This is a genomic window from Methylobacterium komagatae, assembly GCF_042661665.1.
GTDB lineage: Bacteria > Pseudomonadota > Alphaproteobacteria > Rhizobiales > Beijerinckiaceae > Methylobacterium > Methylobacterium komagatae.
This window is the reverse complement of sequence record NZ_JBHSWN010000001.1, coordinates 3,671,506-3,696,237: the sequence shown is the minus strand read 5'-3', so window position 1 is coordinate 3,696,237 and position 24,732 is coordinate 3,671,506. Positions and strand designations below refer to the sequence as shown.

At 69.0% G+C, this 24,732-nt stretch carries 26 protein-coding genes and 3 pseudogenes; 16 read left to right on the top strand and 13 right to left on the bottom strand.

Features of this window, described 5'->3' with window-relative positions; translation table 11 throughout:
• The first annotated feature begins 93 nt into the window (after positions 1 to 93).
• From ACFQE0_RS18445 to ACFQE0_RS18415, 7 genes and pseudogenes are all read left to right on the top strand, one after another.
• Entirely contained in the window at positions 94 to 1,215 is a 1,122-nt protein-coding gene (locus tag ACFQE0_RS18445; RefSeq protein ID WP_378972260.1) for a DUF2778 domain-containing protein, read from the top strand.
• Between the two features lie 188 nt (positions 1,216 to 1,403).
• Positions 1,404 to 1,904, top strand: coding sequence for a cupin domain-containing protein (locus ACFQE0_RS18440; protein ID WP_378972258.1), 501 nt, complete (start codon positions 1,404 to 1,406; stop codon positions 1,902 to 1,904).
• Between the two features lie 253 nt (positions 1,905 to 2,157).
• Positions 2,158 to 2,493 (top strand): preprotein translocase subunit YajC, encoded by a 336-nt coding sequence (gene yajC, locus ACFQE0_RS18435; protein ID WP_378972256.1) that lies wholly within the window; start codon positions 2,158 to 2,160, stop codon positions 2,491 to 2,493.
• A 79-nt stretch (positions 2,494 to 2,572) separates the two neighbouring features.
• Positions 2,573 to 4,178 (top strand): annotated as a pseudogene (gene secD, locus ACFQE0_RS18430) (protein translocase subunit SecD).
• A gap of 80 nt (positions 4,179 to 4,258) precedes the next feature.
• Positions 4,259 to 5,199 (top strand): annotated as a pseudogene (gene secF / locus ACFQE0_RS18425) (protein translocase subunit SecF).
• Between the two features lie 12 nt (positions 5,200 to 5,211).
• Positions 5,212 to 5,610: an Mth938-like domain-containing protein gene (locus ACFQE0_RS18420; protein ID WP_378972254.1), complete on the top strand. Its 399-nt coding sequence runs from the start codon at positions 5,212 to 5,214 to the stop codon at positions 5,608 to 5,610.
• Entirely contained in the window at positions 5,610 to 6,497 is an 888-nt protein-coding gene (locus ACFQE0_RS18415; RefSeq protein ID WP_378972251.1) for a phytoene/squalene synthase family protein, read from the top strand. The genes ACFQE0_RS18420 and ACFQE0_RS18415 overlap by 1 nt, the downstream gene beginning before the upstream one ends.
• A 62-nt stretch (positions 6,498 to 6,559) precedes the next feature.
• Here ACFQE0_RS18415 and ACFQE0_RS18410 read toward each other — a convergent pair whose 3' ends face one another.
• The 3 genes from ACFQE0_RS18410 to serS are packed head-to-tail and all read right to left on the bottom strand — an operon-like array spanning position 6,560 to position 9,284.
• The gene (locus tag ACFQE0_RS18410) at positions 6,560 to 7,204 is read right to left on the bottom strand and encodes a protein-L-isoaspartate O-methyltransferase family protein (RefSeq protein WP_378972249.1); all 645 of its coding nucleotides are present in this window, start codon (positions 7,202 to 7,204) and stop codon (positions 6,560 to 6,562) included.
• Positions 7,201 to 7,965: a 5'/3'-nucleotidase SurE gene (gene surE, locus ACFQE0_RS18405; RefSeq protein WP_378972247.1), complete on the bottom strand. Its 765-nt coding sequence runs from the start codon at positions 7,963 to 7,965 to the stop codon at positions 7,201 to 7,203. Before surE ends, ACFQE0_RS18410 begins: the two co-directional genes overlap by 4 nt.
• Positions 7,965 to 9,284, bottom strand: a complete 1,320-nt coding sequence (gene serS / locus ACFQE0_RS18400; protein WP_378972245.1) for a serine--tRNA ligase — start codon at positions 9,282 to 9,284, stop codon at positions 7,965 to 7,967. The genes surE and serS overlap by 1 nt, the downstream gene beginning before the upstream one ends.
• Positions 9,285 to 9,462: 178 nt before the next feature.
• On the opposite strand from serS, the gene ACFQE0_RS18395 reads away from it, so the two are divergent.
• Positions 9,463 to 10,338, top strand: a complete 876-nt coding sequence (locus ACFQE0_RS18395; RefSeq protein ID WP_378972243.1) for an ATP-binding protein — start codon at positions 9,463 to 9,465, stop codon at positions 10,336 to 10,338.
• A gap of 7 nt (positions 10,339 to 10,345) precedes the next feature.
• On the opposite strand, the gene ACFQE0_RS18390 is transcribed toward ACFQE0_RS18395, so the two are convergent.
• From ACFQE0_RS18390 to ACFQE0_RS18375, 4 genes are all read right to left on the bottom strand, one after another.
• A complete protein-coding gene (locus ACFQE0_RS18390; protein ID WP_378972241.1) occupies positions 10,346 to 10,777 on the bottom strand; it encodes a type II toxin-antitoxin system VapC family toxin in 432 nt (143 codons plus the stop codon).
• The gene (locus ACFQE0_RS18385) at positions 10,774 to 11,031 is read right to left on the bottom strand and encodes a FitA-like ribbon-helix-helix domain-containing protein (RefSeq protein ID WP_378972239.1); all 258 of its coding nucleotides are present in this window, start codon (positions 11,029 to 11,031) and stop codon (positions 10,774 to 10,776) included. Before ACFQE0_RS18385 ends, ACFQE0_RS18390 begins: the two co-directional genes overlap by 4 nt.
• A gap of 68 nt (positions 11,032 to 11,099) precedes the next feature.
• Positions 11,100 to 11,567 carry a dUTP diphosphatase gene (gene dut, locus ACFQE0_RS18380; protein ID WP_378972237.1) on the bottom strand — a complete coding sequence of 156 codons (468 nt, stop codon included), beginning with the start codon at positions 11,565 to 11,567 and terminating at the stop codon, positions 11,100 to 11,102.
• 4 nt (positions 11,568 to 11,571) lie between these two features.
• Positions 11,572 to 12,453: an HpcH/HpaI aldolase/citrate lyase family protein gene (locus tag ACFQE0_RS18375; protein ID WP_378972235.1), complete on the bottom strand. Its 882-nt coding sequence runs from the start codon at positions 12,451 to 12,453 to the stop codon at positions 11,572 to 11,574.
• A 319-nt stretch (positions 12,454 to 12,772) separates the two neighbouring features.
• Here ACFQE0_RS18375 and ACFQE0_RS18370 point away from each other — a divergent pair, with 319 nt between their 5' ends.
• The 3 genes from ACFQE0_RS18370 to ACFQE0_RS18360 all read left to right on the top strand — a co-directional run bounded on the left by ACFQE0_RS18370 (position 12,773) and on the right by ACFQE0_RS18360 (position 14,815).
• Positions 12,773 to 13,474 (top strand): hypothetical protein, encoded by a 702-nt coding sequence (locus tag ACFQE0_RS18370; protein WP_378972232.1) that lies wholly within the window; start codon positions 12,773 to 12,775, stop codon positions 13,472 to 13,474.
• Between the two features lie 129 nt (positions 13,475 to 13,603).
• Positions 13,604 to 14,107, top strand: coding sequence for an NUDIX hydrolase (locus tag ACFQE0_RS18365; protein WP_378972230.1), 504 nt, complete (start codon positions 13,604 to 13,606; stop codon positions 14,105 to 14,107).
• 42 nt (positions 14,108 to 14,149) lie between these two features.
• Positions 14,150 to 14,815: a carbonic anhydrase gene (locus ACFQE0_RS18360; protein WP_378972228.1), complete on the top strand. Its 666-nt coding sequence runs from the start codon at positions 14,150 to 14,152 to the stop codon at positions 14,813 to 14,815.
• A 117-nt stretch (positions 14,816 to 14,932) separates the two neighbouring features.
• Here the strand turns inward: ACFQE0_RS18360 and ACFQE0_RS18355 are convergent, their stop codons facing one another.
• Positions 14,933 to 15,643, bottom strand: coding sequence for a DUF4142 domain-containing protein (locus ACFQE0_RS18355; RefSeq protein ID WP_378972225.1), 711 nt, complete (start codon positions 15,641 to 15,643; stop codon positions 14,933 to 14,935).
• Between the two features lie 203 nt (positions 15,644 to 15,846).
• Between ACFQE0_RS18355 and ACFQE0_RS18350 the strand changes: the two genes are divergently transcribed.
• The 5 genes from ACFQE0_RS18350 (at position 15,847) to nudC (ending at position 19,954) form a co-directional block, all read left to right on the top strand.
• Positions 15,847 to 16,977, top strand: coding sequence for an acyltransferase family protein (locus ACFQE0_RS18350; protein WP_378972223.1), 1,131 nt, complete (start codon positions 15,847 to 15,849; stop codon positions 16,975 to 16,977).
• Positions 16,978 to 17,018: 41 nt separating this feature from the next.
• On the top strand, positions 17,019 to 17,882 hold the full coding sequence (locus tag ACFQE0_RS18345; RefSeq protein WP_378975564.1) for a universal stress protein: 864 nt from the start codon (positions 17,019 to 17,021) through the stop codon (positions 17,880 to 17,882).
• 62 nt (positions 17,883 to 17,944) lie between these two features.
• Entirely contained in the window at positions 17,945 to 18,553 is a 609-nt protein-coding gene (locus ACFQE0_RS18340; RefSeq protein WP_378972220.1) for a hypothetical protein, read from the top strand.
• A gap of 64 nt (positions 18,554 to 18,617) precedes the next feature.
• Complete coding sequence (locus tag ACFQE0_RS18335; protein WP_378972218.1) at positions 18,618 to 19,037, top strand: HIT domain-containing protein; 420 nt, start codon at positions 18,618 to 18,620, stop codon at positions 19,035 to 19,037.
• A 5-nt stretch (positions 19,038 to 19,042) separates the two neighbouring features.
• Positions 19,043 to 19,954: an NAD(+) diphosphatase gene (gene nudC / locus ACFQE0_RS18330; RefSeq protein WP_378972216.1), complete on the top strand. Its 912-nt coding sequence runs from the start codon at positions 19,043 to 19,045 to the stop codon at positions 19,952 to 19,954.
• On the opposite strand, the gene ACFQE0_RS18325 is transcribed toward nudC, so the two are convergent.
• From ACFQE0_RS18325 to ACFQE0_RS18305, 5 genes and pseudogenes are all read right to left on the bottom strand, one after another.
• Positions 19,951 to 21,264, bottom strand: coding sequence for a sugar MFS transporter (locus tag ACFQE0_RS18325; RefSeq protein WP_378972213.1), 1,314 nt, complete (start codon positions 21,262 to 21,264; stop codon positions 19,951 to 19,953). The genes nudC and ACFQE0_RS18325 overlap by 4 nt on opposite strands.
• A gap of 85 nt (positions 21,265 to 21,349) precedes the next feature.
• Positions 21,350 to 21,685: a DUF1467 family protein gene (locus ACFQE0_RS18320; protein ID WP_378972211.1), complete on the bottom strand. Its 336-nt coding sequence runs from the start codon at positions 21,683 to 21,685 to the stop codon at positions 21,350 to 21,352.
• Complete coding sequence (gene mce, locus ACFQE0_RS18315; protein WP_378972209.1) at positions 21,682 to 22,086, bottom strand: methylmalonyl-CoA epimerase; 405 nt, start codon at positions 22,084 to 22,086, stop codon at positions 21,682 to 21,684. Before mce ends, ACFQE0_RS18320 begins: the two co-directional genes overlap by 4 nt.
• A gap of 152 nt (positions 22,087 to 22,238) precedes the next feature.
• Positions 22,239 to 23,852, bottom strand: a complete 1,614-nt coding sequence (locus tag ACFQE0_RS18310) for a ribonuclease J (RefSeq protein ID WP_378972207.1) — start codon at positions 23,850 to 23,852, stop codon at positions 22,239 to 22,241.
• Positions 23,853 to 23,927: 75 nt separating this feature from the next.
• Positions 23,928 to 24,730, bottom strand: a pseudogene (locus ACFQE0_RS18305) (biotin--[acetyl-CoA-carboxylase] ligase).
• Positions 24,731 to 24,732: the final 2 nt, after the last annotated feature.

Genomic DNA, 24,732 nt, shown 5'->3' with positions numbered 1-24,732 from the left:
ACGGGTGATCCGGCCCGACCGGCCGACGCATGCGGACCCGCTCCGCAGCGAAGGACGGCGGCTGCCCGGCGGGGCGAGCAGGGCGATGTCGTCATGTCCAGCACCGCGTATGCGCGCCGCACCCGTCGGCGCCGCTCGCCCCTCCCCGCCCTCGCCTGCCTGACGGCGCTGGCAGCAGCGGGCTGGACGGTCTTGAACCGCTCCCACGGGGACGACGCGCTGCGTCTCTCCGGCGCTTCCCAAGACGAGGCGGTGGCGTCCGCCCCGCTGCGGACCTCCCGTCCCGATCTCGCCTGGGTGTTCGATCCCACCCCCACCCTGGGCCGTGGCGCAGCGGGTGGCTTCGTGCGCGACCTGCCGGTGCTGGCCCTGAACACCTCCGCGGCCCTGCGCCCGTCCCTCGTGGCTGAGGTCCCCGCCCCCATCCGCGCGACGCCCGCTGCCGTGACGCCGGTTCGACGCGTCGCTGCGGCCGAGCCGACCCTCGTGCCGCTGCCGATCCGCCGCCCGGCGGGTCTCGCCGCGCCGGTTCCGGCTGCGGTCCAGGCTCCGGCGCCCGCCCAGGTGGCGGCGCTCGTTCCTGCCCCGGCCCGCGCCGCCCGTCGCGCCCTACCCCGCACCCGCGATGTCTTCCGCGCTGCCATCGCGCCCGAAGAGCCCTCGTTCTTCGAGCGCCTGTTCGGCGGCAATTCGGGATCGGGCGCTCAGGGCTCGGCCCAGGCCCTCGCCTATGCCAACCCGGACGCGGTGGCCTCGCCGCGCGAGCGCCTCATCCCCGGCCCATCGGCCAGCACCTCCGCGGGCGTGGCGGTCTACGACATCAGCGCCAGCACCGTGACCCTGCCGAGCGGCGAGGTGCTGGAAGCCCATTCCGGCTACGGCGACCTCATGGACGATCCGCGCTATGTGCATGTCCGCATGCGCGGCGCCACCCCGCCCGGCACCTACGACATGCGGGAGCGCGAGGCCCCGTTCCACGGCGTCCGGGCGATCCGCCTCACACCGGTGGGCGGCAGCGCCGCGATCCACGGGCGCGACGGCATCCTCGCCCATACCTACATGCTGCGCGCCCAGCCGGGCGCCTCGAACGGCTGCGTCGTGTTCCGTGATTACGACCGCTTCCTGCGTGCCTACCTGCGCGGTGAGGTGCAGCGCCTGATCGTCGTTGCGGGCAACCGCTCGCCGCGAATCGATCTCGCCGACCGCAGGCGCTGAGCAGCCACCCAAAGCCTGAGCTCGGCGTCATTCGTGCTTAATGCGCTCGCGTGATGATTGGTTAATAATAAACGATACGGGTTGAACATTACCTATAAGAGCGCTCTGTATCGCGTAAACGTGAGAATCGGCTGGCCAATGTTGCTGGTTCGTTGCAGGAATGCTTCGAACGAAGGTTGGAACCGGCCGTGAAGAAGAGTGTTGTTGCTGCCTTGCTCTGCGCCGCCGCTGCGGCCGGGGCCTATGCCGAGGCCAAGATCTACGAGGGCGGCCGTGCGCTCGGCAGCACCGCCATGCGCCCGCAGGCGGCTCCATTCCAGCCTTCTCCCATCCCCGCGAGCTGGGTCGTGTCGGGCAATCCCGTGGCCGAAGCCGTCGAGGTCTCGCGGACCGAGGACGAGGGCGCCCAGGTTTTCCTGTGGCGTGTCACCGCGGGCACCTTCAACTGGACCCACAAGTCCGACGAGATCGTCACCATCCTCCAGGGCGAGGTCTTCGTGACCGATGCGGATGGCACCCGCCATCACCTGAAGACCGGGGACGTGGCGCATTTTCCCCAAGGGGCGATCCAGACCTGGGAGGTGCCGAAGGAATTGCTGAAGTCGGCGATCCTGAAGCACCGCAGCCCCTCCACGGTCGAGGCGCCGATGCGCTGGCTGAAGCAGGTCCGCGCCCTCGTCACCGGTTGAAACGAACCGGTCTTCCCGCTGGATTCTGCGTTTGGGCGCCGTCCCGGCGCGTGACCAATTGCAGCGCCTGACGGAGCGCGTTCCGGCGCCGCCGCCGAATAAGCATGGGCGGGGGACGCCGGGGCCGTTGCTTTCGGGAGGTCGCTGGCTATAGTCCGCGCGCTTTTCGCCGAGCCTTTCACCGCTCAGACGACGCCACGCCCGGCGACGCCGGCCGGTGGCGGGCCGGCCTTCCGTACGCAGGAGATGCACGTTGATCACCCCCGCTTTCGCGCAAGGGGCCGGCGCGACCGCCGGCGGAGCGGAGATCGCCTTCCAGGTGATCCCCTTCGTCCTGATCTTCGTGATCATGTACTTCCTGATCCTCCGGCCGCAGCAGAAGCGGGTCAAGGATCATCAGGCGCTGATCAAGGCCGTGCGCCGTGACGACACCGTCGTTACCAATGGCGGCCTCGTCGGCCGGGTGACGAAGGCCCAGGACGATTCCCCCGAGATCGAGGTCGAGATCGCGCCGAACGTCCGCGTGCGGATCGTGCGTTCCATGATCTCCGAGGTTCGTGCCAAGGGCGGCCCCGTCAAGGCTGCCTGAACACCGCACCGGAACCGTTCGGTCATCACGTGAGGGAGTCGGCGCAAGTCGCCGGCCGGTATAGAGAAACGATCCTCCGATGTTGCGCTTCTCCCGTGCGAAGATCGCCGCGACCCTCGCGGTCATCCTGGTGGGGCTGGCGCTGGCCGTGCCGAGCTTCTTCTCGCCCGAGCAGCGGAAGGGCTTCCTCGCGAGCCTGCCGCCGTGGTTCCCGCATTGGATCGTCCCGACCCGGGCCATCGTGCTCGGCCTCGACCTTCAGGGCGGCTCGCAGCTCCTTCTGGAGGTCGATCAGAACGATCTGATCGCCTCGCAGGCCAAGTCCCTGCGCGACGACGTGCGCCGCACCCTCCAGCAGGAAAACGTACGCGCCGATGGCGGCATTCGAGCTGCTCCAGCGCGGCGTTCAGGTGAAGATCTCCGACGATGCAGCGCGGGCCAAGGCCTTGCCGAAGCTGCGTGACCTCGCCGCGCCCATCGCCACCTCCATCGGCCAGACCGGCGCACGCACCCTCGACGTCACCGAGCAGCCGGGCGGCATCGTCCGCCTGACAATGACCGATGCGGGCATCACCGACCGGACCCGCCGGGCCGTAAGCCAGGGCATCGAGGTCATCCGCCGCCGCCTCGACTCGACGGGCACGACCGAGCCCTCGATCCAGCAGCAGGGCGCCGACCGCATCCTGATCCAGGTACCGGGCGAGCAGAACCCCGAGCGGCTTGAGAAGCTCCTCGGCTCCACCGCCAAGCTCGAATTCCGCATGCTCGCCGACAGCCCCTCGGGCGATGTCGACATGCTGCCGTCCAAGGACAACAAGGGCGCCAAGGTGCCGGTGGAACGCCGGGTGATGGCCGATGGCAGTGAGCTGACCGACGCGCAGCCCTCCTTCGACCAGCAGACCCGCGAGCCGATGGTGAGCTTCAAGTTCAACCTGCGCGGCGCCCAGCGCTTCGGTCAGGCGACGAGCGAGAATATCGGCCGTCCCATGGCCATCGTCCTCGACAACGAGGTCGTTTCGGCGCCGGTCATCCGCTCCGCGATCACCGGCGGCTCGGGTCAGATCACCGGCAACTTCACGGTGCAGCAGGCCAACGACCTCTCCGTGCTGCTCCGGGCCGGCGCCCTGCCCGCCAAGTTCACCGTCGTCGAGCGCCGCGTGGTCGGGCCCGGCCTCGGCCGCGACTCCATCGAGGCGGGCAAGCTCGCGACCCTGGTCGCCGCCGCCCTCGTCGTGGCCTTCATGTTCGCGACCTACGGGACGTTCGGCTTCATCGCGAACATCGCTCTCATCGTCCACGTCGGCCTCATCCTCGGCCTGATGTCGGTGCTGGAGGCGACCATGACCCTGCCCGGCATCGCGGGCATCGTGCTCACCATCGGCACGGCGGTCGATTCGAACGTGCTGATCTACGAGCGCATGCGCGAGGAATCCCGCGCGGGCCGCTCGCTGATCTCGGCGCTCCAGGCCGGGTTCGACCGCGCCTTCGCGACGATTATCGACTCGAACTCGACCATGGCGATCGCCGCCCTGATCCTGTTCTTCATGGGCTCCGGTCCGGTGAAGGGCTTCGCCGTGGTGTTCATCCTCGGCATCCTCACCACGGTCATCACCGCCGTGACCCTCACCCGGATGATGATCGCGTTGTGGTACAAGACCTTCAGGCCGAAGGCCCTGCCGTTCTAGTTCTCTGGAAGAGGTCGCGCCCCGCGTCGAGCTGAATGAACCGGCGCCGCTGACATCCTCCACACGTTAGGTCCGATACCATGCGCCTGCTTCGCCTCTGGCCCGACGAATCGCATTTCGACTTCATGCGGTTCCGGCGCTTCACCTTCCCGCTCTCGGCGCTGCTGTCGCTCGCGACGGTGATGCTGTTCCTGACCGTCGGGCTGAATTTCGGCATCGACTTCAAGGGCGGTACCCTGGTCGAGCTGCAGGCCAAATCGGGCACGGCCGACGTCGCCGCGATCCGGCACACGGCGGCGGGCTTCGGCTTCGGCGAGCCCGAGGTGCAGGAGCTCGGCAACCAGGGCACCGTGCTGGTGCGCCTGCCGCTCCAGAGCGGCGAGCAGGGCCAGACGGCGGTGATGCAGAAGGCGCACGCCGCCTTCGACAAGGATTACGACTTCCGCCGCACCGAGACGGTGGGGCCGCGTGTCTCGGGCGAGCTCGTCCAGTCGGGCACGATCGGCGTCGTGCTCTCGGTCATCGCGGTCCTGCTCTACCTGTGGTTCCGGTTCGAGCGGGAGTTGGCGCTCGGCGCCATCGTCGGCACCCTGCACGACATCGTGCTGACCGTCGGCGTGTTCATCATCACCCGCATCGAGTTCAACATGACCTCGATCGCGGCCATCCTCACCATCGTCGGCTACTCGTTGAACGAGACGGTGGTGGTGTTCGACCGGACCCGCGAGCCATGCGGCGCTACAAGACCATCCCCACGGTCGAGTTGCTGAACCTGTCGATCAACTCGACCATGTCGCGTACGGTGATGACCTCGATCTCATCCTCCCTGTCGCTGCTGGCCCTCGTGCTGTTCGGCGGCGAGGCGATCAACGGCTTCGCGGTAGTGATGCTGTGCGGCGTTTTGATCTGCACCTATTCGGCGATCTTCATCTCGACGCCGGTGTTGATCTATCTGGGGCTGATGCTGTCGGGCGCCCGCGCGGCCTCCGAGCGGTCCGGCGTCCCGCAACCCGCCGAGTGATCTGATCGCGACATGGCCGAGCGGGAGAGCCTGAACGACCTCGAATCCGGCTTCGTGCCGGGGCGCCACATCATCGACACCTACGGCAATGGCGGCTTCCGCTTCGCCGGGATGTCGCATCGTGGCTCGATCCTGCTCCTGCCCTCCGGGGTCCGGGCGTGGCCCGTGACAGCGCCGCAGCAGATCGACCGCAACGCCCTCCGCCCGGTTCAGGCCGAGGCGGCGGGGATCGAGCTGCTCCTTGTCGGCACGGGGCTCGACATCGCTGCCATCGATCCGGCGCTCCGCGGCTGGCTGAAGGATGCGGGCGTCGGCCTGGACGTGATGCAGACGGGCGCCGCCGCGCGGACCTACAACATCCTGGTGGCCGAGAACCGCAAGGTCGCCGCCGCTCTGATCGCGGTTGCCTGATGGCGGAGGCGGCGCGGGATCAGACGGCGACGGGTGAGACCGGCCTTCCCTTCGCGCAGAGCCATTGCGAGGCCCTGGTGCGCGAGGGCGACCCGGACCGCTACATCGCCACCCTCTTTGCCCCGGCTGCTGCCCGCCCGCACCTCTTCGCCCTCTACGCCTTCAGCCTCACCGTCGCGCGGGTGCGCGAGGCTGCTTCGAACCCGATGGCCGGGGAAATCCGCCTGCAATGGTGGCGCGACGCCCTTCAGGGCGAGGCGCGAGGCGACGTGAAGGCCAACCCCGTCGCGGCGGCTCTGGAAGAGGCGATCAAGGTCAATCGCCTCAGCCGCCAGCCCCTCGTCGATCTGATCGATGCCCGCGTCTTCGACCTCTACGAGGATCCGATGCCGCGGGTGAACGACCTCGAAGGTTATTGCGGCGAGACCGCCTCGGCCCTGTTCCGCATCGCGAGCCTGATCATCGGCGGAGGCGCCGAGCCCGGCGGCGCGGCCGCCGCCGGTCATGCGGGGGTGGCCTACGGCATCACCGGGCTGCTCCGCGCCCTGCCCTGGCACGCCCGCGCCGGTCAGGTCTATCTCCCCGCCGATATCCTCGGGCGCTACGGCGTGACCCGCGAGGACATCGTGACAGGCCGGGGCGGCCCCGGCCTGCGTGGCGCCTGCGCGGATCTCCGCGACCTCGCCCGCCGTCATCTCGCCGCCTACGAGGCAGGGCGTTCGAGCATTGCGCCCGCCGCCCGCGCCGCCTTCCTCCCGATGGCGTTGGTCGAGCCCTATCTCGCTCTGATGGACCGGACGTCCTACGACCCGCTCAACACCCCCATCGACCTGCCCCGCTGGCGCAGGGTGTGGCGGCTGTGGCGAACCTCGCGCCGGAACGGCTGAGGCGTCCCGCAAAGCGCCGCCCTGCACCCGTTAAGGGGCTCGCCCCTGGGGATGCTCGGATTTCAAAGTATCCGTGCCAAGCCCGGCACGAGAGCGGCGAGGCGGATCGGTGGGCCGATCTCCTGTGTGCCGTCCGCCGCGATGGCGGCGACGCGGCAGAAGCCGTCTACAGCGAGGCCGGTCACGAGGCGTCCGCCCGGCTCCAGGGCGGCGAGCCAGTGCTCCGGCACGGCGTCTACGCAGCCATTGACGAGGATGCGGTCGAAGCCGCCATCCGGCAGGGCCGGAGCGAGGGCATCGGCCTGGACGACATGGACCTCGGGCAAAGCCGCGAGGCGGGCGGCGGCGTCCTCCGCGAGGGTCCGGTAGCGTTCGAGGCTCAGCACCGCCCCTGCCCCGAGCCGGTCGAGCAGGGCCGTCACGTAGCCGGAGCCCGCGCCGATCTCCATGACCCGCTGGCCTTCCCGGACCCGCAGCCAGGACAGCATCGTCGCCACCGCCGAGGGGGCGGTCATGGTGGCGCCGCAGGGCAGCGGCAGGGCGATGTCCCGCCGTGCCTGCTCCCGGTACGCCTCCGGGGCGAAGGTCTCGCGCGGCACGCGCTCCATTGCCCGCAGCACGGCGGTGTCGCGCAGGCCCTTCTCGCGCAGGGCGAGGACGAAGGCGGCGTTGCCGATGGAGGCCGCCTCGTCCTGCGCGCTGCTCATTCCTTGAAGGCCTGGGCGAAGCGGGTCAGCGTCGGCTCGTCGGTCAGGTCGAGACGCAGCGGCGTGACCGAGATGTGCTTGTCCGCGATGGCCTTCAGGTCCGTGCCGTGGCCCGGCTCGAACCGGGCCTTGGCGAAGGCGAGCCAGAAATACGGGTTGCCGCGCCCGTCGACGCGGGCATCGATCGAGAGCAGCGCCTGGTTGCGGAAGCCCTGGGCCGCCACCGAGGTGCCTTGCACCTCCTCCGGCTCGCAATCGGGGAAATTCACGTTGACGAGTATGCCCGGCTCGATGCCGGTCTCGAGGATCTTGCGGACCACTTTCGCCCCGTGGGTGCGGGCGCAATCCCATTTCAGGGCCTGCCGCCCGCCCGCCCCGTAGGCTTGGCTCAAAGCGATGGAGCGAATGCCGAGGATGGTGCCCTCCATCGCTGCCGCGATGGTGCCGGAATAGGTCACGTCTTCCGCGACGTTCTGGCCCCGGTTCACGCCCGAGAGCACGAGGTCCGGTCCCTTGTCCGCCAGGATGTGGCGCACGCCCAGAATCACGCAATCCGAGGGCGTGCCCTTCACCGCGAAACGCTGCTCGCCCGCCTGACGCAGGCGCAGCGGATCGTTCAGCGAGAGCGAATGCGACACGCCGGATTGGTCGCTTTCCGGCGCCACGACCCAGACGTCGTCCGACAACTCGCGGGCGATTTCTTCCAGGGTGGCGAGCCCCGGAGCGTGGATGCCGTCATCGTTGGTGACGAGGATGCGCATCAGCGGGGTCCTTCGATCCGGTTGAGGCCGCCCATATAGGGCGCGAGCACGGACGGGATCGTGACGCTCCCGTCGGGGTTCTGGTAGTTCTCGAGCACGGCGATGAGCGCGCGGCCGACCGCCACGCCCGAGCCGTTCAGGGTGTGCACGTAGGCAGGCTTGCCGTCCTTGCCCCGGTAGCGCGCCTGCATCCGCCGGGCCTGGAAATCGCCGCAGACCGAGCAGGAAGAGATTTCCCGGTAGGTCTTCTGGCCCGGCACCCAGACCTCGATGTCGTAGGTCTTCTGGCTGGCGAAGCCCATGTCGCCGGTACACAGCGTCATTACCCGGTACGGCAGGTCGAGCTTCTTGAGCACGGCCTCCGCGCTGGTCAGCATCCGCTCGTGTTCGTCGGCCGAGGCCTCGGGCGTGGTGATCGAGACCAGCTCGACCTTGTTGAACTGGTGCTGGCGCAGCATCCCGCGCGTATCCCGCCCCGCCGCCCCGGCCTCAGCCCGGAAGCAGGGGGTGAGCGCGGTGAAGCGGAGCGGCAGTTCCTCCTCGCGCAGGATCGACTCGCGGACGAGGTTCGTCAGCGGCACCTCGGCGGTGGGGACGAGCCAGCGGCGGGGCTGCTCGGAGGCGGACGCACCGCGCAGCGCCTCGCCATCGAGCACCGCGAACTGATCATCCTCGAACTTCGGCAATTGCGCCGTGCCGAACATCGCCTCGTCGCGCACCATGATTGGCGGCGCGACCTCGGTGTAGCCGTGCTCCTGCGTGTGCAGGTCGAGCATGAATTGCCCGAGCGCCCGTTCCAGCCGGGCGAGCCGGCCCTTGAGCACCACGAAGCGCGAGCCGGACAGCTTGGCGGCGGTCTCGAAATCCATGAGGCCCAGGGCCTCGCCGATCTCGAAATGCTCCTTGCCCTCGCCGAGGCGTTCGCGGGTCGAGGCATGGCTGCGGTAGAGCACGTTGCCGTGCTCGTCCGCGCCCTCCGGCACGTCGGCCTTCGGACGGTTGGGGATGGCGGCGAGCCGTGCGTCGAGGGCTTTGCCCGCTTCCGCCTGCGCGGTTTCAAGACCGGGACCGGCCTCCTTGAGGGCGGCGACCTCCGCCATCAGTGCTGCGGCGCGCGCTTCATCCTTGGCCTTCTTGGCCCCGCCGATCTCCTTGGCGAGCGCGTTGCGGCGCTCCTGATTGGCCTGGGCAGCCGAGACGGCGGCCTTGCGCGCCTCGTCCAGGGCGATCAGCTCGGCAGAGAGCGGTTCGAGGCCCCGGCGCTTGAGATCGTTGTCGAAGGCGTCCGGGTTGTCCCGGATGGCGCGGATGTCGTGCATCGGTTCGGCTCAGGTCGGTCGCGGGGTCGCGGCCCGCGCGGGCCCCGCTTTGCCGCATCGCGCCGGGCGGGACAAGCAGAACGGTTCGCCCAAGGGGATGAGGCAACGCGTGCCTTTCGCCGCCGCGCGCCTTATGAGGCGGCATCTGCCCCGCGACTCGCGCCATCACAAGCCCCGCATGACAAGCCCCGCCAGCCTCGATGCCCTGATGCCCCTCCTGGAGCGCATCGCCACCGCCCTGGAGCGCGCGGCGCCCCTCGTCCCGCCGCCCTTCGACCCGGATGCGGCGGATGCCTTCCTCTGGGGGCCGGAGCGGCGGCTCGTGCCGGTGCCGCAGGTGGCGCATGTCGACATGGCGCTGCTCACCGGCATCGACCGGGCACGGGAGATCTTGGTCGAGAACACCGAGCGGTTCGCCCGCGGCCTGCCCGCGAATAACGCCCTGCTCTGGGGCGCACGGGGCATGGGCAAGTCCTCCCTGGTGAAGGCGGCCCATGCCGACATCAACGCCCGCCGCCCGGTGGGCACCCGGCCCATGAAGCTCGTGGAAATCCACCGCGAGGACATCGAAGCCCTGCCGGACCTGATGGCCCTTCTCCGGCCCGATCCGCATCGCTGGCTGGTCTATTGCGACGACCTCTCGTTCGACGCCGACGACACGTCGTACAAGTCCCTGAAGACGGCACTGGACGGCGGCATCGAGGGCCGACCCTCGAACGTGCTGTTCTACGCCACCTCGAACCGCCGCCATCTGCTGGCGCGGGACATGATGGAGAATGAACGCTCCACGGCGATCAACCCCGGCGAGGCGGTGGAAGAGAAGGTCTCGCTTTCCGACCGGTTCGGCCTCTGGCTCGGCTTCCATAAGTGCAGCCAGGACGAGTACCTCGCGATGATCGACGCCTATGTCGCCCGCTACGGCCTGGAGATCGCCCCCGATCGCCTGCGCGCCGAGGCCCTGGAATGGGCCACCACGCGCGGCTCCCGTTCGGGGCGCACGGCATTCCAGTACATCCAGGATCTGGCCGGTCGGCTCGGCAAGACGCTGGACTGAGCTTGCCTCAGGGCGAGGACCCCGCGACCCATGGGTTGAAGGTGGCCACGCCCGCAGCCTCGAACGGACCGGTATCTCGGGTCGCGACCGCGAAGCCGCGAGCGGCCGCCGAGGCAGCGATGAAGCCGTCAGACTGTCCGATCGCTTTCCCGGCGCCCCGGGCTCGCGCCATGAACTGGGCATAGAGGCGCGAGGCGTCGAGATCGAAGGGAAGGACGCGTCCGGAGAAGGCGGGCAGCAGATCCTGTTCCAGCCTGTCGCGGTAGATCGTCTGGCGTCGGCCATCCGGCATGGCGGCGATGCCGAAGCGCAATTCCGCGACGGTGACGGCCGAGAGATAGAGCGTTTCGATGGCTTGAGCGTCGACCCAGGCCAGGACAGCGGGATCGGGGGCGATCCGCCACAATTCCGAGATGACGTTCGTATCGACGACGATCATTCGAAGCGCATCGGCTCCGCAGGGGCTCCGTCGCGCAGGCGATCGAATGCGGCTGCCTCAGCATCCGTGAGACCACCAGCGTCCCGCGCGAAGGAGGTCAGCATCGAACCGAGCTTCAGACGGCCCGCAGGCTTGGCCGCCTGTTCGAGAATGGTGCGGATCTCCGCCTCGGTGCTCTGGCCGTTGCGCGCGGCCCGCACCCGAAGTGCGCGATGCACCTCATCCGGGAGATTGCGAATCGTCACCGACCCCATGATGGCAAAAGCTCACAATGATAGCATCGCTGCGGAAATACGGCGTTGCTATCAGACGTGCAAGCGACTTAGCGCCCGCTGGACCCGAACCCGCCCTCGCCTCGCGCCGAGCCGGGTCCGTCCGGCCCGTCGAGGACGCTCAGCACCGGCCTGGCGATGCGGGTAAAGACGAGTTGAGCGATGCGCTCGCCGGGCTCGATCCGCAAAGGCTGGCGCGACCGGTTCCAGGCCGAGATCATCAGCGGCCCCTCGTAATCGGCATCGATCACCCCGGTGCCGTTGCCCAGGATCAGCCCGTCGCGGTGGCCCCGGCCCGAGCGCGGAAAGACAAGGCCGCACCAAGCGGGGTCGCGGATCAACACGCTGAATCCGGCTGGGATCAGCGTGGCCGCGGAATCCGGTGCGAGGTCCAGTGTCTCATCGAGGCAGGCATGGAGGTCGAGCCCGGCGGCGGCCTCCGAGCCCCAGCGGGGAAAGCCCCAGCCGGTGAGCCGGGCGTCGAGCAGCCGGATGCCGACCGAGGGTAAATCGCCCATCGCCTCAGGCGCCGAGGCGTTCGATGGCCTCGGCGATGGCGAGCGTTCGCCGAGCCGCCTCGGCATGCAGCCGCTCGACCATGCGCCCGTCGACCCCGACCACGCCGAGCCCGTGATTCTCGGGGGCATCGAACACGGCGGCGATCTTGCGCGCCTGCGCCACCTCGTCCGGGTCGGGGGAGAAGGCCGCGTTGGCCGGGCCGATCTGGCTCGGATGAATCAGCATCTTGCCGTCGAAGCCAAGCTCGCGACCCTGGCGGCACTCGGCCTCGAAGCCGACCTCATCCTTGAAGTTCGTGAATACGCCGTCGATGGCCTCGATCTCGTAGGCGCGGGCGGCGGCGAGCACCTGCATCAGCCACGGGATCAGGGCGGCGCGGCCCGGTGCCGGGATGCGCCCGGCTTTGAGGAGATCGTTCGGCCCGACGATCAGCGCGGAAAGGCGCGCATCGACATCGCGGGCGGCGCTGGCGATCTCGGCGGCGTTCACCACGGCCATCGGCGTCTCGATCATCGCCCAGACGCGAGTCGAGGCGGGGGCGCCGAGGCGGCGTAGGCGGGAGCCCACGGCGATCAGCGCGTCGGAGCTCTTCACCTTGGGCACCAGCACCGCGTCGGGGGCGGCCTTGGCCAGGGCGGCGAGGTCGGCCTCGCCATCCTCGGTCTCCGGCGGATTGATGCGCACCACGACCTCACGGGCGCCGAAGCCCCGAGCCGCCACCGCTGCCGCGACCGAGTCCCGTGCCGCCGCCTTGACGGCAGGCGCGGTGCCGTCCTCCAAATCGATGAGGATCACGTCGGCGGGAAGAGAGCGGGCCTTCTCGATGGCCCGCGCATTGGCGCCGGGCATGGCAAGAACACTGCGGCGCGGACGGATCTCGCTCATCACGGTATCTCCCCCGACGGACGGCCCCGTCCCGCCGGGCGCATAGCGGGCGTGCCCGCTTCGGGCAAGGAGGGTGGCTGATGCCGATTTGCACCAGTCGCCGATAGAGTGGCTTCCACTCGCGAGAGTGACGATGTTTTCGTGAAAATTGACACAAGCAAAGGTCGTGATCATCTATAATTTCAAGCCTTGAAACTTCTAATTGTATTTAGAACAGTCAAATATGACAGACATTATGGATCTTCCGGCGCGCCTTCACGAAGACTTTGATCAAATTATGCGGTTGATAGAAAGGCGGAAGGCATATAACGGGCAAGTTATGCATCGGCTGACCGGTGGAATCATCCAATTCGGTCTATTGAAGGGCTACGCTCTCCATTCCGAGGCGACATGGCATAGCAACGACATCGGCAGTCAGTTGCTTGGTCTGTATGAGCAAGAGGTCTGTGCCCTCCTCTGGCATCTTCGTGAAAGGCGGGATCTGCTGATCGACCTGGGTGCGGCGGATGGATTCTACGGCCTCGGCCTCGTCGCTGCGGGGGGCTACGCCCGATCGCTGTGCTTCGAGATCGACCCAGCGAGCCGCGCCGCGCTGGGCCATCGCCGAGACGGCCTTGGGCTCGCCGACCGGGTCGAGATCCTCGGTGATGCCAAGGGCGATCTGCCGCCTCTGATTCGCAACCAAGCCCTCGATCTGAGCCGGGCGGTGGTTCTCTGCGACATCGAAGGCGCCGAGTTCGATCTTTTCACGGACGAGTTGCTGGCGCAGCTCGCCCCGGCCTGCCTCATCATCGAGAACCATGATTTCGACCGGGCCTCCGGATGCCCCCGTGCGACGGACCTCGTCCGCCGGGCGGCACGGCACTTCCATGTCGCCGAGATCCACCCGGGCCCCCGCGCCCTTCACCGCATCCCTTTGATCGCAAGCTGGAACGACAACGACAGGGCTCTTCTCCTGTCGGAGGGGCGGCTCTCCCTCGCCTCGTGGATCGTTCTCTCCCCCTCTCCGGTGAACCGCTGACGAGCGAGGCGCTATCGCGGATCAATGCGGATTACGTCCGCGCCCATTGGGCCTGACGCGGGCCGCCCCTTCTGCCGAAAGCGGCGATCCAGCATCCCCCTCGTGGCCTCGTGCGCTAGATCCACCCGCATGAGCCTGCCTATCCGCCACATCGCCCGCGCCATCGTCCTCGATCCGGCCGACCGTTTGCTGCTGATCGCCTACACCTCCGTCCACACGAAGGGGCCGGATGGCGAGCCGCTTCGCTTCTGGTTCATGCCGGGTGGCGGGCTGGAGCCGGGGGAAGACCACGTTACCGCCTGCGCCCGCGAACTCGGCGAGGAGATCGGCCGCAGCGACGTGACGATCGGGCCGCAGATCGCGTCCTGCGACGGGCCTTTCCACCTCTTCCGGCAATCCCGCGATGCGCGGGAGCGGTATTTCCTCGTGCGGCTCCCCGACGACCGGGTCGATACGAGCCTCCTGGCCGAGACGGAGGACAATCCGGTTCAGGGCACGCGCTGGTGGACGCTGGCCGAACTCCAGGCGACGAGCGAGCGGATCGAGCCGGCGGGTCTTGCAAGTGTCGTCGCGCACGCGATTTCCGGAACTACGACAGCCGCTCCAACCGTTCTGCATTGGCACGAACACTGATCTCGCACCTGCGGTATAGGGTGCGACAACCAAGGAGGTAGAATGTTTCCCCAGGCCCTGACCAATGGCTACCGCGCGTTCCTGTCCGGTCGCTTCCCCGAGGAGAGCCGCCGGTTCAAGGAATTGGCTACCAGCCAGGCCCCCGAGGTGCTGATCATCAGCTGCTGCGACAGCCGTGTCGCGCCGGAGGCGATCTTCGACGCCGGGCCGGGCGAGCTCTTCGTGATCCGGAACGTGGCCAACATCGTTCCGGTCTATGAGACCGGCGGCGATTATCACGGTACCTCGGCGGCCATCGAGTTCGCGGTGATCGGCCTGAAGGTGAAGCACATCGTCGTCCTCGGCCACGCCACCTGCGGCGGCATCAAGGCCTACGCGAACAAGGCCGAGCCGCTCTCGCCCGGCAACTTCATTGGCAAGTGGACCTCCCTCGTCGCTCCGGCCGAGGCTAAGGCGGGCGATTCGAGCGCGCCGGACTACCTCACCCGCCTGGAACACGCGATGGTGAGCCAGAGCCTCGAGAACCTGATGACCTTCCCCTTCGTGAAGGAGCAGGTCGATGCCGGGCAGATTCAGCTACACGGGGCGCATTTCGGCGTGGCCAACGGCCAGCTGCTGGTCCGCAACCCCGAGACCGGCGACTTCGCCCCCGCCGCCGATCACCAGGGCCAAGCGATCCGCCCGTCGGCCACCATCACCTGCAACTGATCCTCTGAAGATGTCCGGGGCTCTGCCCCGGCATCCTTCGCTCTGCGGGGCAGCCACGAAAAAGGGCGGTGGGTCTATCGACCCACCGCCCTTCGGCATTCTCAGCCTACAGTTGGATCACATGGAGCGCGGAAGGCGCTGCAGCATGCCGTAATGCTCCTGAAGCGACGGCAGGGCCTGCTGGGCGTAGGTGCGGAGCCCCGGGTTCGGGCCGCTCTGCGCATAGGACTGCGTCATGCTGATCGCCATCTGGTGCGACTGCAGCTGCTGATCGACATACAGGCGGTCGAAGCGCGGTCCGGCCGGGGTCGCCGACAGCTCGGCAAGCATCGCCTGCTGCTGCGCATTCGGGGGGACCATCGTGCCCGCACCGGTGTTCTCGACCATGCCGCCGCCGCCGATGCGGCTGCCCGCCGCCGCGCCACGCGCCGCGCCGTTGCCCACGCCCTCAAGGCCGCCGACCGGGCCACCCGTCAGGGTGCCGCTCACGGCGCCCGTCGCGGCGCCGAGGCCCGCTCCGACCGCGCCGCCCGCAACCGCCAGCGGAGCACCGATCAGGCCACCGATCGGGCCGCCATCGGCCATCGCACCCATGGTGCCGGTGGCACCACCGGACAGCGCCACGTTGGCGGCGCGGTGGTCACGGAGGGCTTCCTTGGCGTAGGTGCGAACGCGGGCGTTGCGCGACTTCTGGAGGGCGATCTGCGCCGACTGGATCTCGAACGCGTTCGCCTGCATCGCCTCCGTGCGGAAGTCGTTCATCTGGGCGAAGGCCGGGCTGGACAGGGCCAGCACCATCGCGGAAGCAGCAGCGTAATTCTTGAGCATCAAGTGACCTCATATCAAGAGAATACTGACGAACGCATGCGTCACCCGCGCCGGATCCAGAAGACCCAACGGCACTTGACGACGCCTCGAGCGCCGGATTCCCAAGTCAACGGCAGCTTTCGGAGATTGTTCCTGATGCCGGCAAATGGACCGGACAATCCCGGCGTGGGTTCCGTCGTGAACAGGCCGGATAGACTGGTCCGATGCTGATTTTCGTCCAGATCCTGCGGGCCGTCGCGGCGACGATGGTGGTGTGGCACCATGCGCGTCACGAAGCCGGGCTGCTCGCCGCCCGTGGTGCCGGGGAGACGCTCTCGCCCGGTACGGTCCTGCCCTGGTGGGCGGGCGTGGACCTGTTCTTCGTGATCTCCGGGTTGGTGATCGTGCTGGCAAGCCGTCCGCTCGCCGGACGGCCCGGTGGTCGGGGACACTTTCTCACGCACCGGATCGCGCGCGTCGCGCCGCTCTACTGGCTCACTACCCTCCTCTACCTTGCTCTCGCTCTGGCTGTTCCGTCCCTGCTCGGAGAGGCGGGGGCGCTGGCCCGTGATCCCGCCTTCGTCTCGGCCTCCTTCCTGTTCTGGCCCCTGGCGCGACCCGACGGTGCGGTGCAGCCGCTCTACGGCCTCGGCTGGACGCTGAATTATGAGATGGCGTTCTACGTCCTGTTCGCCCTCGGGCTGGGCTTCACCCTGCGCGGTGCGGTTTTCTGGCTCTGCGCCGTCCTCGTCGCTCTCGTTGCGGTGGGGACGCTCGTCGCCCTGCCCGTGCCCCTCGCCTTCTGGGCGGATCCGATCGTCCTCGAATTCGCGCTCGGAGCCCTGCTCGGCCTTGCGCGGGTGGCCGGCCTGCGTCTGCCTCCCGTCCTGCGGATCGGCCTCGCGCTTCTCGGTGCGGCGGGATTTCTGCTGGCCGCGCGGCAGCTTCAGGACGGCGCCGAGGTGCCGGGCTTCGCGCGACCGCTCATCGTCGGCCTTCCGGCCCTGCTCCTCGTCGCGGCGGCAGCCCTCGGCCCGTCCCGCGACAGGGCCGGAATTGCCGCCTTGTCCGCACCGATGCAGGTGCTGGCGCGGCTCGGTGATGCCTCCTACGCGCTCTACCTCACCCATCCCTTCGCGCTGCGAGCCGGTCGCGAGGCGATGCTGCGGCTCGGCCTCGCCCCGGCTCTGCATCCTTGGGGGGCGATGGTCGCGATGACGGGTCTCGCCCTCGCGGTCTCGCTGGCGGTCCATGCCTTCGTGGAGCGGCCCCTGACCGGGCGCCTGCGGGCGTTCCTCGAAAACCGTGTGGGGGCACGGCGCCGCCCGGTTTTCATAGGCCGAGAGGATCGTTAGCCTCGCGCCCGATCCACGACGTCAGCCCCGAGGACGGCATGATGAAGACCCTGCTCGTACCTGTGGCGATGCACGACGCCCTGCCCTCCGTGTTCGAGACGACGCGTCTGGCCGCCACGCGCTTCGGCAGCCTGATCGAAGGCGTGTCCCTGCGACCGGCTTTGGCCGAATACGTGCCCGTCGACATGGTCGGCGGCATGACGTGGCTGCGCGACGAGGAAGCGGACATCGCGGAGGCCGAGGAGGCCGGGTCGCGCTTCGTCGCGGCCATGGATGCAGCGGGCATTCCCCGCCACCCGCGCGACGGCCAATGCATCCCCGACCGGGTGATGGAGGCCGGGCCCCGTTACCGATGGCGCCAGGACGTGCCGACCGGAGATGCCTTCCTCGGCCAGTATGCGCGGCTGTTCTCGGCAACCGTGGTCGGCCGTCCGGGGGCGGGCGACAACGCCCCGCGCATGACCACCTTCGAGACTGCCCTGTTCGAGAGCGGGCGGCCGATCCTGCTCGCGCCGCCGACCGCGCCCACGAGCCTCGGCGAGGCGGTGCTGATCGCCTGGAACGGCTCCACCGAGACCGCCCGGGCGGTCGCCTTCGCGACGCCGTTCCTGCGCTCGGCCAAGAAGGTGATGGTGCTCAGCGTCGAGGGCGGGATGGTGCCGGGGCCGACCGCCCAGGACCTCGCCCAGGCCTTGGCCTGCGAAGGCGTCGATGCCGTGCACCGCGCCTTGCCGACCGGACGGCGCACCCCCGGTGAGACCTTCCTGGCCGAGGCCAAGGAATTCGGGTGCGATCTGCTCATCAAGGGCGCCTACACCCAGAGCCGCCTGCGCCAGATGATCTTCGGCGGCGTGACGAGCCATGTGCTGGCGCACGCAGACATGCCCGTTCTGATGGCCCACTGACCGGAACCCCCCGCCCCACGGCCACGTTCGGGCAGGGCTTCTCGTTTGGCCGGAGGAATTCCTTGATTCGCACCCTCCCCGTCCTCGCTGCGCTGCTCGCCGCCGCGCCCGCTCTGGCTCAGCCGCCGAAGCCGGAGCCTTCGACGCACCGCTTCCGCGGAACGGTGCAGGTCCGCAACGGCGACAACCTGATCATCCAGCGGCCGAGCGGCAGCACCCTCACCGTCGCCATGGGACCGAAGACGCAGGTCTACACGGCGAGCGGAGCACGCCTGCGCGACATCAAGCCGGAGAGCTACATCACCGTCGTCACCCCGGGCGAAACCGCCCGGGCCGATCTGGTGACGCTCTTTTCCCCCTCGGAGCGCGGGTTCGCAGCCGGGCGCCAGCCCTGGGACACGCAGCCCGGCGCGACCCTGACGGGCGGCTGGATCTCCGACCTGAGCGGGACCGGCCCGCGGAAGGCGACACTCAGTTATGGCGAGGGTCGTCAGACGAGCGCCGCCGTCGAGATCCCCGCCGGCACGCCGGTGACGCAGGTCGCGCCCGGCGAGAAGGCCCTGCTGATACCGGGGGCCGCCGTGACGGTCTTCACCAACGCTGCTCCGGATGGGGCGCAAGAGGCCAGCACCGTCATCGTCGGCCGCCAGGGGACCGTGCCCACCCTGTGAACGGGCTCGGCATTCGGCGACGCACTCGCCTGTTCGGCGGGTGCGGCCGCGCTATAGAAGCGGGATGACCGAGTCCGAATTCGTCCTCGACCCGCGCCTGTCCGCCGATACCGTCCATCTCGGCGATCTCGCCCTGTCGCGGGTCCTGCTGATGGACGATGCCCGCTTTCCCTGGCTCATCCTCGTGCCCCGGCGGGCGGGCGTGAGCGAGATCACCGATCTTGCGGAGCCGGATTCGGCGGCGCTCTGGCAGGAGATCCGCCTCGCCACCGGGGTGATGCAGGAGCTTGCCAAGCCCGACAAGGTCAATGTCGGGGCGCTCGGCAACATGGTCCCTCAACTCCATGTCCACGTGATCGGGCGGTTCCGCTCCGATCCTGCCTGGCCCGGCCCGGTCTGGGGCTTCGGGAGCCGCACACCCTATCCGCTCCATGCCCGCGCCCAGCTCGCCGAGCGGGCGGGCGCCCTGTTCGCGGCGGCCTGACCCCGATGACGGATCCCCTCGCTACCCTCGGCTTCGTCCGTAACCGCCTCGACCGCCACTCGGCCGAGCAGCCGGAAGAGACGGTCCCTCCCCTCGACGCGGAGGGCGCAGGCCTTCTCATCCTCGGCGGCGATCGCTTCCTGCTGCGCGGCGACACGGCGATCCAGTCGGCCTCGACCCTGCCCCATGCGGTGGAGCGCACCGAGACGGTGTTTCTCGGCCGGTGGGACGGGCGCCCGGTCTTCGCCGCCTCGATCCCGGCGGACGAGTTGCCGACCCTGGAAGGCACCGAGAACCGCAGCCTCGACCTGCGCAGCATCGCCACCGACGGCACCGTCGAGGCGGAGGAAGTCGGACTACTAGCGGTCGCCAAGTCGATGCTCGACTGGCACGGCCGCCACCGCTTCTGCGCCAATTGCGGCGCGCCGACCTTCACCGCGGCCGGAGGCTTCCGGCGGGAATGCCGGGCCTGCAATGCCCATCATTTCCCCCGCGTCGATCCCGTGGTGATCATGCTGGTGCGCCGGGGTGAGACCTGCCTGCTGGGCCGCGGCCCGCATTTCCGGCCGCACATGTTCTCCTGCCTCGCGGGCTTTCTCGAACCCGGCGAAACCATCGAGGATGCCGTCCGCCGGGAGGTCTACGAGGAGACGAAGATCCGCGTCGGCGCGGTCTCGTACCGGGCCTCGCAGCCCTGGCCGTTCCCCTCCTCGCTCATGCTCGGCTGCGTCGCCGAGGCGCTGGACGGGGAGATCGTCACCGATCCGACCGAGATCGAGGATGCCCGCTGGTTCGACCGCGCGGCGGTGGCGGCGATGATCGAGGGCACCCATCCCGAGGGCCTCGTCTCGCCCCCGCCCATGGCCATCGCCCATGTGCTGATGCGCCAGTTCCTCGACGAGGAGAGCGGCGCCTAAGCCGCTTTCGGCACGGAGGCCGCCAGCCCCCTGAGCGAGGCGAGCCCGTAAGCGGCGATGCAGGCATAGCAGGCAATCGGCGCGACCAGGGCGGCCTGGAGGCCGATCCGGTCGGCCAGGGCCCCGGTGATCACCGGCACCACCGCGCCGCCGACGATGGCGACGCAGACGATGCCCGCGCCCTGCGCGGTGCGCGGTCCCAAGCCTTCGATCGCCATGGCGAAGATCGTCGGGAATAGGATCGAGTTGGCGAGGCCGACGGCCAGCAGGCTCCACCCGGAGATCGTCCCGCCGGTCAGAGCCGAGAGGGTCGCAAGGCTCCCTGCCGCCAGGGCACAGAGCGCGAGCGCCGCCCCGCCCTTCACCTTGCGCAGCACGAAGCTGCCGACGATCCGCCCCGCCAGCGCGCCGCCCCAATAGAAGCTCAGGAGATGCCCGGCCTGCTCGGGGCTCGCCGCTAGAACCCGCTCCTGCTCGAGGTAGCTCACCATCAGCGTGCCGATGGCGACCTCCGCCCCGACATAGAGGAAGATCGCCAGCGCGCCGAAGGCGAGGCGCGGTCGGCTCAGGAGATCGAGGCCGAGGCCCTTGGTCCCGTCCGATCCGCCCTCCTCCGGCAGCCAGCGGCGAAGCGTCCAGAAGACGGCCGCGAGTACGGCGAGCCCGCCCGCGATGACGAGAAACGGCGTCTGCAACACGGCGGCCTCGGCCTGACGGGCGGCGGCAAGCGCCTCGGGCGAGAGGTTGGCGGGATCGGCCGGAGCCGGTCCACGCGACAGGATCGCCCAGGCGCCGACCGCTGGGCCGATGGTGGTGCCGAGCGAATTGAAGGTCTGGGCCAGGGTCAGGCGGCTCGGCGCACTCTCGGGGGCTCCGAGGCCGGTCACCAGAGGGTTGGCCGCAACCTGCAGCACTGCGATGCCGGAGGCCATGACGAAAAGCGCGGCCAGGAACAGGGGATAGACGCCGACCTTCGCGGCGGGCGTGAACAGCAGGCCCCCTGCCGCCATGACGAGGAGGCCGAGGACGAGCCCACGGATGTAGCCGATCCGCGCGACGAGCGCCCCGGCAGGCAGGGAGATTACCGCATAGGCGAGGAAGAAGCAGAACTGCGTGAGCGTCGCCTCGGCATAGCTGAGGGAGAACAGGCTCTTGAGCTTCGGCGTGATGATGTCGACGAGGACGGTCGCCAGCCCCCAGGTGAAGAACAGGGCGAGCATGAAGGGCAGGAGCCAGCCCGCCTTCTCGGGTGCCCGACCATCTCCCTTCCGCGCGGCGCCTTCGGCCGGATTCCCCCCGAGAGCGACCATGCGCTGCCTCCCCGCCCCGGCTGTGCCGGGCTCTCACCACACTTAGGGTTGTGGCGCGCGGGGTAAGCCTGTCAACGCGGCGTGATTACAGCCCCGCCAGGGGGAAGACCGCCAGCGCGCCCAAGAAGACGAAGCCCGTGACGACGGTCGTCAGAAGCGCCTTCTCCCGCAGTCGCGGCGCGGCAGGCGCACCGGGATCCTGCCCCGGCACGATGTGCTCCGGCCGCGTCTCCGCATGGTTGCGCAGGGGCAGGATGGCGAACAGGAGCGTCCACCAGATGACGAAGTAGAGGGCGACCCCGCCGCCGACGGTGAGCTTGAACAGGCTCACCCCCAGGGCGACGAAGATCGCCACCAGGACGGCGACGGCTGCGAGGGTGGCGGGCGTCGAGCGCCCGAACACCCGCATCAGGCCGCTCATACCTGCTCCAGCTCCACGAGGGTGCCGAGGAAGTCCTTCGGGTGCAGGAACAGCACCGGCTTGCCGTGGGCGCCGATCTTCGGCTCGCCCGTGCCGAGCACCCGCGCGCCTTGCGCCTTCAGCGTGTCGCGGGCGGCGATGATGTCATCGACTTCGTAGCAGACATGGTGGACGCCGCCATTCGGGTTGCGCTCCACGAAGGACTCGATCGGCGAACCCTCGCCCAGCGGCGACATCAACTCGACCTTGCTGTTCGGCAGTTCCACGAAGACGACCGTAACGCCGTGCTCGGGCTGCGGCAGCGCCTCGGACACCTTCGCGCCCAGCGTGTCGCGGTAGATCGCGGTGGCGGCGTCGAGATCGCGCACCGCGATGGCCACATGGTTGAGCCGGCCGATCATTTTCTTGCCCTCCCTGGCATTTCGCTTCGTTGACCCGCGTCCATCATCGCGAGCGCAGCGAAGCGACCCAGGGCTGCGGAACATCGCAGAACGGTGCGCTGCCCTGGATTGCTTCGCTCCGCTCGCAAGGACGATGGAGCGAGCGGCTTATATCACACCTCCACCACCTGTACGTGGCAGGCGGGCTTCTTGCCCCAGACCTCGTTGAGCGACTGCCGGACCGCGCGGTCCACGGTCTTCTCGACGCTCTCGGAATCCTTCAGCTTGCCGCGCGAGAGGCCGGCCAGCGTCTGCGACACCGCATCGACCACGATGTCGATCAGCGCCTCGCCGTTCCGGCCCCGGTTCGGCAGGCCGATGATGTCCACCGCAGGCTCGCCCAGCACGACGCCGTCCTCGTCGATGGCGATGGCCACCGAGACGAGACCGGCCTGCATCAGCTTGCGCCGCTCGGGGATTGCCCGGTCCTTGTCGTCGATGAGGATGTTGCCGTCCTTGTAGAGGCGGCCGGCCTTCACGTGCTCCACCACCTCCGGCTTGCCGGGGGCGAGGCGGATCATGGCGCCGTTGCGCGCCTTGACCACGTGGCCGACGCCCTGAGCGCGGGCGAACCGGGCATGCTCGTCGAGGTGGAGGGCCTCGCCGTGGACGGGGATCGCCGTCTGCGGCCGGGTCCACTTGTACATCTCGACCATCTCGTCCCGGCGCGGGTGGCCGGACACGTGAACCAGCTCGGTCCGGTCGGTGATGACCTCGACACCCTGCTCGATCAGGTCGTTGATGATCGCGCCGACATCCCGCTCGTTGCCGGGGATGGCGCGGGAGGAGAAGATCACGCGATCACCCTCGGCCAGCGTGATATCCGGATGGTCGCGGCGGGAGACGCGAGCGAGCGCGGCCCGGTTCTCGCCCTGCGAGCCGGTCAGCAGGGCCACGACCTTGTCGCGGGGGATGCTCTTCCACGAATCCGCCCGGCGGAACTCCGGCAAGCCGTCGAGATAGCCACATTCGCGGGCCACATCGATCACCCGGTCCATGGCCCGGCCGACCGCGATCACCTCGCGCCCGCAGGCCTGTGCGGCCTCGGCCACGGCGCGGATGCGGGCGACGTTCGAGGCGAAGGTCGTCACCGCCACCCGGTGGGGGGCGTCGGCGATGATCTTCTTGAGGGTGGCGGCGACCTCGATCTCGCTCGGGGAGAAGCCCTCGCGCACCACGTTGGTCGAATCGCAGACCAGGGCCAGGATGCCCTCGTCACCCAGCGCGGTGAACTGCTCCGGCGAGGTCACGTTGCCCGCAACCGGGGTCGGATCGAGCTTCCAGTCGCCGGTATGGACCACGAGGCCCGCCGCCGTGCGGATCGCCACCGCGTTCGATTCGGGGATCGAATGCGCCACCGGCACGAATTCGAGGTCGAACGGCCCGACGGTCAGCCGCTTGCCCGGCTTCACCTCGCGCAGTTCCACCTTCGGGGCGCCCGGCTCCGAAAGGCGGCGCGTCTCGAGGAGGTTCTTGGCGAAGCGCGTCGCGTAGACCGGCACGCGCAGCTTGGTCCACAATTCGGAGATCGCGCCGATATGGTCCTCGTGCGCGTGCGTGATGAAGATGCCGAGAAGGTCCTTCCGGCGTTCCTCGATGAAGGTCAGGTCCGGGAACATGAGGTCGATGCCGGGCATCGCCTCCTCGCCCGCGAAGCCCATCCCGCAATCGATCATGATCCACTTGCGGCCCTTCGGCGGCCCGAAGCCGTAAAGCGCCGCATTCATTCCGATCTCGCCCACGCCGCCGAGCGGCAGGAAGACGAGCCCTCCTGTCCCATTGCCATCTGTCGTCGTCCAAACTCAGGCCGCCGTCGCGGCCGTTCCAAAATGCACTTCCCCAGCGGTCACGACATGCCGGGTATCGTCGGGGCCGTGGATCACGAGCCGCCCCCCTCGTCGATCGTGTCGAACCGGCCCCGCAGGACCCGTTCCCCGCTCGCCACCGCAATCTCGGATCCGAGACCGGCGGCCCGCGCGAGCCATTGCGCGCGGATGCGGGTGAAATTCGTGCCCCCGTCCCACACACGCGCCTGCGCGGCCATGTGGTCGGAGAGATGTTCCAGTAACGCTTCCGGGCCGCCGACGTAACCCGCTCCCGCAAGGCTCGTTGCCCGCAAGCCCTCCGGCGCCAAGGCGACGTTGACCCCGAAGCCGATCACCACCGCCCGTCGCCCGCCGGGCAGCGTCTCGGCCTCCAGGAGCAGGCCCGCGAGTTTGGCACTGCCGAGCAGGAGATCGTTCGGCCATTTCAGGCGAACAGATCGGGCGGCGTCGGCCCTGTCCCAATCCGGCAGGGTGCCGCAGGCCGCGTCCACTGCCCCCGCGAGCGCCACGCCCGCCACGAAGCCGAGCTCGGCAAGCCTCTCCGGCGCTATCTTCGGCACCGGCCACAGCACGCTGACTGTGAGGTTACCGGGCAGCGAGGCCCAGCTGTTGCCGCGCCGTCCGCGTCCCGCATCCTGGCGGTGCGCAACGACCCAGAGCGGGCCGGCCTCTCCGGCCCGCGCCCGCTCCATGGCTTCGGTGTTGGTGGATCCGAGGCGGTCGTGGACATGGAGCCTGTGGCCCGCCGCCCGCGCCGCCTCTCCGAGACGGTAGGCCAATC